The organism is Chengkuizengella sediminis (assembly GCF_010078385.1).
GTDB lineage: Bacteria > Bacillota > Bacilli > Paenibacillales > KCTC-33759 > Chengkuizengella > Chengkuizengella sediminis.
The window spans coordinates 739,264-752,579 of record NZ_SIJC01000001.1; the positions used below are offsets into that span (position 1 = coordinate 739,264).

General features: G+C 32.6%; 16 protein-coding genes. 5 read left to right on the plus strand and 11 right to left on the minus strand.

The window, feature by feature from the left end; translation table 11 throughout:
- Positions 1-92: 92 nt before the first annotated feature.
- Together EPK97_RS03630 and EPK97_RS03635 are read right to left on the minus strand one after the other, a co-directional pair.
- Positions 93-3,053, minus strand: a complete 2,961-nt coding sequence (locus tag EPK97_RS03630) for a fibronectin type III domain-containing protein (RefSeq protein ID WP_162035219.1) — start codon at positions 3,051-3,053, stop codon at positions 93-95.
- A gap of 731 nt (positions 3,054-3,784) precedes the next feature.
- Positions 3,785-4,351, minus strand: a complete 567-nt coding sequence (locus tag EPK97_RS03635) for a hypothetical protein (protein ID WP_162035220.1) — start codon at positions 4,349-4,351, stop codon at positions 3,785-3,787.
- Between the two features lie 175 nt (positions 4,352-4,526).
- Here EPK97_RS03635 and EPK97_RS03640 point away from each other — a divergent pair, with 175 nt between their 5' ends.
- A complete protein-coding gene (locus EPK97_RS03640; RefSeq protein WP_162035221.1) occupies positions 4,527-5,042 on the plus strand; it encodes a GNAT family N-acetyltransferase in 516 nt (171 codons plus the stop codon).
- Here EPK97_RS03640 and EPK97_RS03645 read toward each other — a convergent pair.
- From EPK97_RS03645 to nagA, 4 genes are all read right to left on the minus strand, one after another.
- On the minus strand, positions 5,039-5,365 hold the full coding sequence (locus EPK97_RS03645; RefSeq protein ID WP_162035222.1) for an MGMT family protein: 327 nt from the start codon (positions 5,363-5,365) through the stop codon (positions 5,039-5,041). The genes EPK97_RS03640 and EPK97_RS03645 overlap by 4 nt on opposite strands.
- 42 nt (positions 5,366-5,407) lie before the next feature.
- Complete coding sequence (locus EPK97_RS03650; protein WP_162035223.1) at positions 5,408-6,013, minus strand: HAD family hydrolase; 606 nt, start codon at positions 6,011-6,013, stop codon at positions 5,408-5,410.
- Positions 6,014-6,184: 171 nt separating this feature from the next.
- Positions 6,185-6,361, minus strand: coding sequence for a PLDc N-terminal domain-containing protein (locus EPK97_RS03655; RefSeq protein ID WP_162035224.1), 177 nt, complete (start codon positions 6,359-6,361; stop codon positions 6,185-6,187).
- 64 nt (positions 6,362-6,425) lie between these two features.
- The gene (nagA, locus tag EPK97_RS03660) at positions 6,426-7,607 is read right to left on the minus strand and encodes an N-acetylglucosamine-6-phosphate deacetylase (protein ID WP_162035225.1); all 1,182 of its coding nucleotides are present in this window, start codon (positions 7,605-7,607) and stop codon (positions 6,426-6,428) included.
- A 195-nt stretch (positions 7,608-7,802) separates the two neighbouring features.
- On the opposite strand from nagA, the gene deoD reads away from it, so the two are divergent.
- The 4 genes from deoD (at position 7,803) to merA (ending at position 10,696) form a co-directional block, all read left to right on the plus strand.
- Positions 7,803-8,504, plus strand: coding sequence for a purine-nucleoside phosphorylase (gene deoD, locus EPK97_RS03665; RefSeq protein ID WP_162035226.1), 702 nt, complete (start codon positions 7,803-7,805; stop codon positions 8,502-8,504).
- Between the two features lie 105 nt (positions 8,505-8,609).
- Positions 8,610-9,011, plus strand: coding sequence for an Hg(II)-responsive transcriptional regulator (merR, locus tag EPK97_RS03670; protein WP_162035227.1), 402 nt, complete (start codon positions 8,610-8,612; stop codon positions 9,009-9,011).
- A gap of 20 nt (positions 9,012-9,031) precedes the next feature.
- A complete protein-coding gene (merF, locus tag EPK97_RS03675; RefSeq protein ID WP_162035228.1) occupies positions 9,032-9,226 on the plus strand; it encodes a mercury resistance system transport protein MerF in 195 nt (64 codons plus the stop codon).
- A 54-nt stretch (positions 9,227-9,280) separates the two neighbouring features.
- Positions 9,281-10,696 carry a mercury(II) reductase gene (gene merA, locus EPK97_RS03680; protein ID WP_162035229.1) on the plus strand — a complete coding sequence of 472 codons (1,416 nt, stop codon included), beginning with the start codon at positions 9,281-9,283 and terminating at the stop codon, positions 10,694-10,696.
- On the opposite strand, the gene EPK97_RS03685 is transcribed toward merA, so the two are convergent.
- From EPK97_RS03685 to EPK97_RS03705, 5 genes are all read right to left on the minus strand, one after another.
- Entirely contained in the window at positions 10,693-11,244 is a 552-nt protein-coding gene (locus EPK97_RS03685; protein WP_162035230.1) for a GNAT family N-acetyltransferase, read from the minus strand. The genes merA and EPK97_RS03685 overlap by 4 nt on opposite strands.
- Before the next feature lie 66 nt (positions 11,245-11,310).
- On the minus strand, positions 11,311-11,805 hold the full coding sequence (locus EPK97_RS03690) for a GNAT family N-acetyltransferase (RefSeq protein ID WP_162035231.1): 495 nt from the start codon (positions 11,803-11,805) through the stop codon (positions 11,311-11,313).
- A gap of 87 nt (positions 11,806-11,892) precedes the next feature.
- On the minus strand, positions 11,893-12,600 hold the full coding sequence (locus EPK97_RS03695; RefSeq protein WP_162035232.1) for an SDR family NAD(P)-dependent oxidoreductase: 708 nt from the start codon (positions 12,598-12,600) through the stop codon (positions 11,893-11,895).
- Positions 12,601-12,649: 49 nt separating this feature from the next.
- Positions 12,650-12,886: a DUF3977 family protein gene (locus tag EPK97_RS03700; protein WP_162035233.1), complete on the minus strand. Its 237-nt coding sequence runs from the start codon at positions 12,884-12,886 to the stop codon at positions 12,650-12,652.
- Positions 12,887-12,931: 45 nt separating this feature from the next.
- Positions 12,932-13,237: a DUF4359 domain-containing protein gene (locus EPK97_RS03705; protein WP_162035234.1), complete on the minus strand. Its 306-nt coding sequence runs from the start codon at positions 13,235-13,237 to the stop codon at positions 12,932-12,934.
- Between the last annotated feature and the right edge of the window lie 79 nt (positions 13,238-13,316).

Here is a 13,316-nt window from a genome sequence, read left to right on the forward strand (position 1 = left end):
ATTTTTTTGCACAATAAAAACTCCTATGCCACAGATTTTATCTGATTGCACAGGAGTTTTTGGATAACTATTTTAATTAAACAAATGAGTTGTTAACTTGAATGTATATAATCATCATGCTCCGAGTCATATTGAGGGCCATTTTTTTCAAATGTGAAATAATAATCCACTACATCCCCTTGTGATAAATTAGAAATCGTATATTCCCAACGATCACCACCACTTACATCATTTAAAAAGTAGTTTTGTTCATCTCCATTGTTCACCCTATAGTGCACCACTACAAAATTTGGAGTATAGCCGTTAGGTTCGAATGAAATAAGAGCTTGTGAATCACTTATAGCTTCTACATTAGAAGTGAAATCAATATTCGGTGTCCCATCGCCCACGTGTTCAAATATATAGGACTGAGATTCATATTGAGGGCCATTCATCTCATAAGTGAAATAATAACTAATTGAAGAACCTACTGGAACATTATTAATCGTATACTCCCATCGATCACTGCTTCCATTATATTGTAAGAAATAATTCTGTTGTGTACCATTATCTATTCTGTAGTGTAATGTCACAAAGTTTGGTGTATACCCATTTGGAACAAACCAAATCTGTACTTGTGAATTACTTAATGTGTTTACACCTTGTGAGAAATCTCCCGCTGGTGCTTCATCCGTTGTTACATTAAGGGCAATACTCTCTATGGAGCTATTGCCTGCTGCATCTCTAGCAATGATTGTAAATGAATAAGTTGTACTAGCATTTAAACCAGTTATATCATATGATAATTCACTTGTAGAACCTACTAAACTTGAATCCATGTATACATCATATTCAACGACACCCACATTATCTGTTGATGCTGTCCAGTTAAGATTGACAGTTGACTGAGTAACTTCACTTGCATTCAAATTAGATGGAACAGTTGGTGGTTCTGTATCTGGTGATTCTGTAGTTACACTTAAAGGTTCACTTTCTCCAGACTCATTACCAGCAGCATCTTTTGCTGAAACTGTAAATACATAATTTGTATCTGCATTAAGACCATTCACCTCATAAAATATATCTGATGTTGAACCAATGAAGTTTGAATCCATATATACATCATACTCAGAAACCCCAAGATTATCTGTCGATGCATTCCATGAAAGGTTAACAGTGGATTGTGTTACTTCAGTTGTAATTAAATTAGTCGGGACTGTTGGTGGTTGTATGTCTGGCCCTGCTGTAGTCACTAATAGTGGGCTGCTTTCACCTGAAACATTTCCTGATATATCCTTCGCTGTGATAGTAAAAGTATAAGTCGTATCAGGAGATAAACCAGTAACGGTAAAATCAGTGCTGTTAGATGATCCTACTAAATTTCCATCTCTATAAATATCATAGCCGGACACCCCATAATTATCTGTTGAAGGCGACCAAGATAGAGTTACAGAAATATCTGTTACTACATCAGAAGTTAGATTACCTGGAACTGTAGGTGCTTCAGTATCATCTACTGGTACTCCTGTTTCTAATATTTCAAATAAATCTGGTGAAGCATTCATCCACATTCCATTATTTATTTTTTCTAACCATTTTGTTTTAATGTAATCATTAGTTTCTATTCTCGTATCTCCCCATAAATCTCCCCACATCTCTTGATTTGCCCAATCATTATTAATGTAGGAAAGTGCCCGAACAACATCTCGATTCTCTTCAATCCAAGAAAAAATTAACTGATACCAGCTCCAGATCTGCTCATCAGTCACATCACCATTCCAAAAATTCCAATTCGTATCTAAATGATATCCTTGTGGTGTTGATTCCGCAATCATTATCGGTTTATCATGCTCTCTTGCAAAATCAAGCATCTGATCATATGGCGCAGGAACATATTGGAAGAACGAAACCCCCATCCAATCTACATACTCATCACCAGGATACCAACTCTCAATTGGTGTTGTAACTTGCCAAGTGGAAGCTTGCCATACATAAGATACGTTATCTACACCTAGAAATTCAAAGCGATCTACAATATATCTCCATGCATCCACAAATTGCTTTGGATTATAGTGATTCCATGGGCCATCAAATTCATATCCAATTCTTAGAAAAACTGGACGACCATCTTCCTTAAAAGAATTCCCCAATTGATCAATATATTGATCATGAGTACCATCAACAATATGTGTTAAGTTCGCTCCTGTATTGTCTACAATATACAATCCCATTTGTAACACAGAATTTGGATAATCTCTTAAGTTATCAAACATATTTATAGGACCAGAACCATAATCAATTCTTTCATCCAAACTACAACCATATAAAAGATATTCTTGATTTCCTTCAGAAATATCACAATACGTCGTAGTTCCTGCTGGAACAGGTAAATCAGGATCTGCCACATAACCTTCCACTGCTGCTAAATCTTGACCAATAATTAAAAGTGCTTTTCCATCTGGAGGTGAATATTTTCCTGTATAATAGTAGTCTGGTTCAGGAAATGGCGGTGGATCTCTTGGAGGTGGAACAGGAGATCCATCTCCCTCAGAATATAGTAATTCTTGTGGAATGACTTCTTTTGTCTGACTATCACTTGACCAAGCTAATTGAGCCGAAGCTTCTCCATCATTTTCAAAATATTCAACCGTAATATACGCTTTTTGCCCTCCAACCAACTCTACTCTACCTTTTATTTCAGTAGCAGGTTGAATAGCCCATCGATCAATCACTAACTGACCATCTACCCATACACGAACCCCATCATCTGTTGTACCATAAAAGGTATAAATTTCAGAGTATCTAGGTTCCACCATTCCAGACCAACGTATGGAAAAGTTCTCACTTCCTACACTACCTGGACCACTTTGCCCCCAGTTGAAATTAATGCTAGAATCAATTTGTGTAAAACTCGGTGTACCTGATAAATTCTGATTTGGAAAATACTCTGCAAATAAACCATCACCCGTGGTATCTACGGGCGCTGATACGACAACACTATATAACGATATAATTGAAAAAAGCAAGCTAAGAATAGTTATCATATTAATTCGTTTTACAGACTTTTTAAACATAAAATATCTTCTCCCTTACTATCATATTATTTTCCACTATATGAAAAGCAAAAGTTAGCTTTATTAGAGGATCATAAAGATGACCAATTTATATATTGAAGAAAGAGGGAAAATCTTGTTAGGTTGATTCATGTCCCCAATTGAGACAATAGGTATGTATCATCTAACTTTTGAAATAAAATCCATAGATTTTCATTATCTTTTTTAAAATACAATTGCATAATGTGCATTAAATAATAGAATAATTAAATGAAATCCAAGTGATTAGATACTTAGATGTGGTGAGTGGCATATAGAAGGAAATAATAAAGGGTATTCTTAAGGATTTATGATTTGATTATTAGAAGTTAACATAAGGTAAAAAACTCTATGAATTTACTCTATAAAGCAAAATACCTAATCTCATATACATATAGTGGTACAATAAAACTGAATGTTCACCTCCAAATAATAAACTTGATATTATCGAAAAATTTTCAAGTACTCATCTATAAGTACTTAAAATTTTCGTAAGATAGAACACCAAAGATGTTTATATATGTAAAAGTATCATAATAATTAAATGCTAACAATGACTTATTCTAGGAAAAATAATCCAATTTATTAAAATAACAAAGAAATCCTATAATATACTATAAACTCCTATCCTTTGCTTATATTTCTAAAAAAACAAAAGATAAGAGTGGCTTTTTAAAAAGAAAATTTTCTATATAAGTACTATGATAACAATATTAATCTCTATTACTTTTACCGATTCTTCTGATAAGAAAGAAAATAATAATCCCAATAATACTAAAAAATAAAATGTAACGAATATCCAATCCTGTATTTTCATTTTGATTAGATAAATCAATCATATCAGTAGGTTTTTTACCTTCACCTAATTTTGATAAATCCTCAACTGCTTGAAATTCATTTAAAGGAAAACCTCGTACACAGAGATGCAAATAGTAGTTGCCTTGATCATCTAAATTTGTATAAATAAGATGCTCCTCACTAACTACAATGGGATAAGGATAATTACAACTTGTGCCCATGTCTACATTTATAATTACTTGAGATTGCTCTATTCCTTTATACGATTGAGCTACTTCAAACAATACGGGAGTTGCAGACATATTTTCACCTTTGTTTTGAGCTTGTATCTCTAATACTTTTCCCTTAAAAATAATATCAGAATGCGAGACCGCTTCTTCAAAGGATGGTTCAATGCAAAAACATGCAATTGCTGAAGATGGTACCCAAAATATAGAGATGATATACAATATAATACTTTGTATGATGATCGTTTTTTTCAAAGGAAATCCCCCAATTTTTTATACTTTTTAATGGTGATTCATTTCATTTATTTTTTACAAAAAATTGGATAATAATGTACTTATACATAAAAATCCTTTTAAAAGAAACTTTTTTTACTTTGTAGCAACTTATTATGTTAGAATATTTGGAAAATCATTTTAGGAGAGGATAACCATGAATCAAGTTTATTTAAGTAAACCCACTGTAGAATTAGAACAAGAATATTTATCTTTTTATCAAGATTGGGTAAATAGTGGTGAGAAGTATGTTCCTTTTGTTATTCGGCAAGACCCAAATACCTTGATTCAATTTTTACTTGATTCAGCTCAAGGATTAAATATTCCAGCGCAATTTGTGCCTCATACAACATATTGGCTAGTAAGAGATGAGGATAAATCAATATTAGGTGCGGTAAATATTCGACATCAACTAAATGAAAAGTTATTGAACATAGGTGGACATATTGGTTACGGTATCTGTTCTTCGGAAAGGCGTAAAGGTTATGCTACTAAAATGTTGGCTCTATCATTGGAAAAAGCCAGAGAATTAGGAATCCAAAAAGTGCTTGTTACTTGTGATTATAATAATTTGGCTTCTAAAAAAACCATTTTTAATAATGGAGGCGTGCCTGATACGGATTATGTTGAGGAAAGTGGAAATATTGTGAATAGATTTTGGATCGAGCTTTAATAAGTTTCTTCAGGATGATATTGATATGTCGCAAGGTTTAAAGTTCGATGAGTATTAAACTTAATTCCTTCACTTTCAAGTGACATTTTTTGAATGAAAAATAATTCTTCATCAGCAATGCCTATTTCACCTTTGGCGTTGATCACTCGATGCCAAGGGAGTTTATGTTTTTGACTCATGGAATGAAGGATTCTAACAACTTGTCTAGCTCCCCTTGGACTTCCAGCTAACTGAGCTATTTGTCCATAAGTCATAACTTTTCCTGATGGGATTTGTTTGATGATTTTAAGAACCTGTTCTGTAAAGCTCTCCAAAATGCACATCTCCTTTATTACGTAGTCACAATTCCAAATTTTCTTTATTAATTATAAACTCTTAATAAACTTAATAAAATCTACTGTGTTTGTAAAATAGTAATCTGGCTCTTCTTCAAAATGAGTTGTTTGTACTGTTGAAAGCCAATGTACTCCTACTGTTAATAGATTTGCAGCTTTACCTGCTCTAATATCTGCGATACTATCACCAACAAAAATAACTTCATCCTTTTTCAAATTCATCATTTCCATTGTTTTTAATATACCCTCAGGATTTGGTTTTGGTTGTTGAACCTCATCTCCAGCAATCGTTGTCTCAAACAAAGAGGTCATACTCAGTTGATCTAATGAAATATCCAAACCTCTTCTGCTTTTTCCAGTAATAATTCCCATTCTTAATCTCATGCCAAGTAAATCTTTTAACATTTTAATAATTTCACTAGAACTAAGCATGATGTCTCTATGTGCTTTTTGATATGAAGAGTAATACCTTTCAACTGCTTCATTTGTAAGTTTTTTGTTTTGAATAAAACCTCGAATAATTTCATCATCTGTTGGACCAAATAATTGTATGATCTCTTTATCTGATAGATTCTTCTTTTCATAGTGAAATCTCCTTTGGTTAAAGAGTAGAAATCCAATAGCTATCGGGTGCAACTTTTTGTTCTTCTACACCCATTGTAACGTATTTTCTATTATTTTTTCTCAATATGTAAACCGCGATAGTAATTTATTCTTTTCTTAAAAACAAAATGAAATCTTAAAACAAAAAAAACTCCATCATGTTCAGATTCAAATGAACAGAATGGAGAAGTCTTTTGTAAAGCATCAAACTTTTCTAACTTTAAAATAATATACGATTACACCGAAAGGTCCAAACAAAGACACAATGACCTTCCATAACATATGTATATTCGTTTCTTTTCGTTTGGAGATTTTAGTAATCATAAAAATAGAAATAATCCATATAACGAATGCCAAAGTAAACCCTATTGGTCCAGCCATAATCATAACCCACCTTTTGTGTTTAATGCTGATCTAAACATTATAACTTATATATTTAGATTTTTCATTTATTAAACAAAAATTTCAATAATCCCCCTTTTTTCCATACCTTCTCAATATGCAGATCTTTTGATACCAATAACAAATCTGCTTGCAAACCTTCATCTATACTTCCAATTTGATCTTCCATTCCTAGCCGTTTTGCAGGATTATAACTAGCTAATTTACTAACCTCAGGGACAGTCAGACCAACTTTATTAACCATATATTTAAAAGCTTCTATCATCGTTAAACTGCTACCTGCAAGATTCCCTCCTTCTTTTAATCTTGCTACGTTATCTTTCACTACAACATTTAATCCTCCCAAATTATAGATCCCGTCCCCTAAGCCAGCTGCTGACATCGCATCCGTAATGAGTAATAGATTATCTTTATTTTTTAATTTGCTTAATAAATCAATACAAATTGGGTGAACATGTTCTCCATCTGCTATAATTTCTGTGCTTACCCCTTCATTCATTAAAATACTTCCAACTACGCCTGGTTCTCTATGATGAATTCCACTCATTGCGTTAAACATATGTACGGAGTGAGTTAATCCCGCTTCGTATGCAGTTTCCATTTCCTCATGAACTGCATCGGAGTGTCCACACGCCATCACAATACCTTGTTCTACCCCATATTGAATCATCTCAACAGCTTTTTCTCTCTCTGGAGCAAGGGTTAATATTTTGATCACCCCTGGGAATTTATCAATCCATTCTTTTAGCCAATCTATCTGAGGTGGAACAACGTAATTTGGGTTTTGGGCTCCTAGTTTATTGGGATTTATAAAAGGACCTTCCAAATGTACGCCAATGATTTGTGCAAAAGGTAGTCCTTTTTCCTGTGAGCTCTCAACTGATTGCAACACCTTCTCAATATTTTCTTTGGAGGAGGTAACGGTTGTAGCAAGCATTGTCGTTGTCCCATATTGAGCATGAAATTCACTTATTCCTTGTAGAGATTCCAGACTAGCATCCATAAAGTCAAAACCATTACCACCATGTACATGAACATCTATAAAACCTGGAAGTAACCAAGCTCCTTCAGCATTCACACGTTTCACATTTGGTTTATCCACCAAAAAAGAATCCACATCATGATTTTCAACAACTTGTTCTATTTTTCCCTCATGTATGAAAACTGCCCCTCTTTCAATTACTCCTGTTATGCTAACAATATTTGCGTTATATATAAACAACATTTTTCACCTCAAATATTTTATCAAAGTCGTACTTATTCATTCTTCTAATTTAAACTATAAAACAGATCTACATTTAAAAACAGGGGGAAATTTTGTTCATTTTATGTCTTATTTGAATCAGTATAACGATTATGATACATTGATTAAGCAAGGTTATGATAACTACCTATTGAAAACGAGAAAGGATTGTTAAAAATGAGCATACATATTGAGGCAAAAGAAAATGAAATCGCGGAAACGATACTGTTACCAGGTGATCCATTACGCGCAAAATATATCGCAGAAACCTTCTTAGAAGATATTTCTTGTTATAACAATGTTCGCGGCATGTTAGGGTTTACAGGTACATATAAAAATGAACGTATTTCTGTACAGGGAACTGGAATGGGTGTTCCTTCTATTTCTATTTATGTAAATGAATTGATTCAAAGTTATGGTGTGAAAAATTTAATCAGAGTAGGTACATGTGGAGCAATTCAGAAAGATGTAAAAGTACGTGATGTCATTCTTGCCATGACCTCCACCACAGATTCTCAAATGAATCGCATTGAATTTGGAGCTATTGATTATGCGCCAACAGCGAACTTTGACCTTTTAAAAAGAGCTTATGACACTGGCGTTGAAAAAGGATTAAATTTAAAAGTGGGTAACGTATTTACTGCAGATCAATTTTATAATGATAATGCACAATTTGAAAAGTTAGCTCGTTTCGGCGTACTTGCAGTTGAGATGGAAACAACTGCTCTATATACTTTAGCTGCAAAATTTGATGTTAATGCACTCTCTGTTTTAACTGTAAGTGATCACATTTTAACAGGGGAAGAAACAACTTCTCAAGAAAGACAATCAACTTTTAGTGATATGATTGAAGTTGCATTAGATGCTGCAATAAAATAATAAACAACCATTACTAATACGAAAGAAAAGTTTAAAAAATACTTAATTAACTATTGACCCTGTACCTAGGTACAGGGTTTATACTTTTTTATGAGGTGAACGAACATGAGTTATCAAGCAGGTGAAATAGCAAAGGCTTGTTTTATTAACAAAGAAACACTCCGTTATTATGAACGTGTTGGCCTCATCCCTGAACCTCCACGTTCCCAATCGGGGTATCGATTGTATCCAGAAAGTACAATTCAAAGAATACAATTCATTAAAAGATTACAAGGATTAGATTTTAGCATCAAAGAAATAGATAAAATGCTCGGTATTATTGATAAGGACAATTTAAAATGTCGAGACATGTATGAATTCACATCTCAAAAAATAAGTGATATTGAACAAAAAATGAAAGAACTAACGAAGGCTAAAAATTTGTTAGAAGAATTGAAACAACGTTGTCCAGATGAAAAAGAAATGTTTGAATGTCCCATCGTAGATTCACTTTTAGAAGAGAGTTAACAGAAAAAGGTGGTGCAATAGTGAACAACAAAAAAACATTTATTTTTGGTTTAGTAGGAACATTCATCACTCTTGTTTGTTGCTTTACCCCCTTACTTGTTATCACATTAGGAGCAATAGGTCTCAGTACATGGATTGGGTTCATTGATTATTTCCTTATTCCATTAATCGTATTTTTTATCGGATTAACATACTTTTCATATAAGAAATCATAGTCATAAAAAATTCAAAAGATTGATTTTAAGAATACTATAGGAAGGGTGAGTATATTGAAAGAGGATAAATTTGATTTTGATTTTGCCATTATTGGTTCTGGAGCTGCTGCATTTTCAGCTGCAATTCAAGCTTCTCAATACAATACAAAAATAGTGATGATTGAAAAAGGTACTATTGGTGGAACATGTGTGAATATAGGATGTATACCATCTAAAACGTTAATACAGGCTGGGAACATTAATCATACAATTCAACATCATCTCGTCCAAGGTCTGCGAAGTGAAACAAAACATATTGATTTTAAAAGTATAATATCTCAAAAGGATGAACTTGTTTTTTCACTTAGACAGCAAAAATATGAGAATCTAATTGATCAATACGGATTTGAGTTCATTCGAGGTGAGGCTAAATTTATAAGTTCACATACGATTGAAGTAAATGACAAAAGGATTACCTCAAATATTATTTTAATTGCTACAGGGGCATCCCCATTTATTCCAGACATTACGGGACTAAAAGATGTAAAATACTTAACAAGTACTTCTGCTATGAATCTAGAAAAAATCCCTAATCGAATGGTTGTCATTGGAGCAGGTTATATCGGTCTTGAGCTTGGGCAAATGTTTCATAATTTAGGCTCTAAGGTTACTCTTCTTAAACGTAATGATCGTTTATTACCTTCTTATGATTCAGAAATATCGAAAAGAGTTTCTAGTTTTTTTAAAGGGGAACATTTAAAACTATTAACTGGCGTAACATATAAAAAAATAGAACAAAAAGGAACCATGAAGAGGATTCACATTACAATTCAAGGTGAGGATCAAATCATTGAAGCAGATGAGATACTTGTGGCTGCAGGGAGATCTCCAAATACAAGTAACCTTAATCTGAAAAATACAAAAGTACATTTTTTGGGTGAGTCAGGAGAACTTCTAGTTAACGAATACATGCAAACTAATGTAGAAAACATTTATGCCGCTGGAGATGTACTTCTTAGTGCACAATTTGTGTACACCGCTGCACATCAAGGAAGTATTGTTGCAGATCATGCATTTGGAACCACAAAACGAAAAAATAATTCGAGTGTGATTCCATCTGTGATTTTTACTAATCCTTCGATTGCATCAGTTGGTATTACTGAACAAACAGCAAGAGAAAACGATATCCCTATAAAAACATCTATTTTATCAATGGAAAATGTACCTAGAGCAATCATTAATTTGAATACAGAAGGGTTAATTAAAATAGTAGCTGAAAAAAATACGAATAAAATACTAGGTGTACAGGTTGTTGCAGAAAACGCTGGTGAAATGATTTATGCAGCTACACTAGCTGTACAATTTGGATTAACAATAGATAACATCAATGAAACCTTTGCCCCATATCTTACAATGGCTGAAGGGCTTAAATTAACCTCTCTTGCATTTGATAAAGATCCAAAAAATCTATCTTGTTGTGCAGGGAATTAAATACACGATTCAAGATTATGTTCATCTTTTAATAATCCATATAAATACATATCATAACGTTTACCATTACGTTCAAGAAACTCACGGTAAACTCCCTCTTTTTTAAATCCAAGTTTTTCATATAGAGTAACTGCTCGTTCGTTATAACTAAATACGGTTAATTGTAAGCGATATAAATTAAGTTCACTAAATGCATAATGAAGTGCAAGTGTTAACATTTCTGTGCCAAAACCTTTTGACCAATTTTGTTTATCTCCAATGGCCATGGATATCCATGCCGTACGGTGATTCCACAGTATTCCATCTATTTCTATTATCCCTATGATTTGATCTGAATCTCTTAACCTTACAGCAAAGCGGTATTCATTGGAATTAGTGGATTCAATCCACTTTTTTATTTCAGAAGCTTGCTTTGGGAATGCCGCTTCTGCAGTAAATAAATTCAAAAAATCAGCATCTTCATACCATTTCAACATATGAGGAATATCTGTTTCTCTAATGGATGTTAATTTTAACTTCTCCCCTTCAAACAATTGACTTAATTTCATATATACCCTCTTTTCTAGTATGTAATCTACACTTATAAATAACATTAGTGAAAACAAAATGATTTATTATAAAAACAACATCATATGTTCTTCATCATAATACGTATCTCCTATTTTTAAAGCTCTTTTATCTTCTCCAAATGTTTCAAACCCCATAGAATTATACAGTTTTCTTGCTGCTTCGTTCTCTTTATTTACACTCAAATAAATTTGTTCAACTTCATCTAATTCTTTTGCTTTTTTTATTACTTCTATCATTAAACTTTTCCCAATCCCCATACCATGATAATCAGAATCAACATACATAGCATAGATATTTGCTCTATGTTTTAATTTATTTTTCTTTTCTTTAACCAAAGTCACTATTCCAATTAGTTGTTCACTTTTAAATGCACCAAGAGTTATAGATTCCGATTGTAATCTACTTTTATATACTTCTACAGTAAATTCTTTTTCCTCTTCATAACTTGAACCAAATGCAGAAGGATGGTTTTTTAAACCTTTTAATCTAAGTTTTTTATATATTTCAGCATGTATTGAATCTAATCTTTTGATATTCATAAACTCCTCCTATTACATTCAAAATTGTTAAAATTGCAATAAACACTTATTTTGATTAATGATATACTATTAAACATTAAATGTGACCTACCAAGGTAACTTTCCAATACCAGGCTCTACATATAAACCTGATTCATTCTTCTTTAGGTCTTTTATCCATTTGAAAATATTTTGTGCTGCTTCATACGGTTCAAGATTTGCATCTGAAGCTGCAGTTCTTGTTTTAATTTTACCTGGGTGAATAGAATTCACACTAATTCCGTACTCTTCTAATTCATTGCTCATACATATGGAGAGCATATTTTGCGCTGCTTTGGTTACGCGATAAGAATAAGAAAACTTTCTTTTTTTAAACTCACCAGATGCCATTTTCGCTAAAGAGCCTAAACGTGAAGAAACATTTATCACTCTAGGATTTGAAGCCTTTTTCAATAAAGGTAATGTGGCCTGTACAACTCTAATCACCCCAACACAATGTACTTGAATCGCTTCATTTATTTCGGATGCTGTTACCTTTTCAAACTTATACTCTTTACCAGATATACCTGCATTGTTTATTACAATATCTATTACATCAGTATGTTTTTTCAACTGTGAATGAATGAAATTAATGGATTGATCCTCTGTGATATCTGTGATAATCGGTTTGCAAGTTGGGAATTCTTTTTGTAGATTTACTGCATGTTCAATATTTCGAACAATTGTGTATACCTCATAATGAGTATTAAAAAAGGACTTAGTTAGTTCATATCCAAGCCCCCTACCTGCACCAGTGATTAAAACTCTCTCTTTCATACAATCACATCCTATATATTGGTTTTAATGAACAGTTAAATTAGCCATATTACCTACTTGTAACTCCAAAAATAAACTTGAATTTATTACGATCCTTCGTTCCTTTTTGAAAACCTCTTTTTAAATCTAAAATATATACCGTTTTTCCAACCCAAATACGTAAGTATACGGAGTGAAACTTTACAGGATCAACAATTCCTTTTTCTTCAAATTCTGTACCATTGTTTAATTCTGTTTCAGTTCTTATTAACCAAGTATTACCTATTCCAAATTCAATGTATTTCAATTTTAAAGTACGCTCCCAATTAAAGTGAATTTATTTGTTTCTATTTCAGTTAAATGGTTCTAACCACCATGGATAATCAAATTGTCCATCTGACACTTTAAAGAATTTGCCCAAAATCCCTAGATGAGTTACTCCATTTTCATCAATTACTTCAATAAAAGGGGTATAGGTAGAAAATAGATAGAAATTAATATGTTCAATTATGATTTTAGGAGTGTCTGGGGTCGTTATTCCGAGCCTTTCATCTTCTTGAGCCATATATTCTTTATAATCTTCTAAATTTGGATTAGTTATAATTAATAATACGTTCATCATTACAACAACTAAGATAAACATAAATATCTTCTTCATGTTTCTCACCCACTTTTTACACTCATAATCATTTGATCATAACTTTGCATTTATTAAATAAATGTAAAATCAATCCATG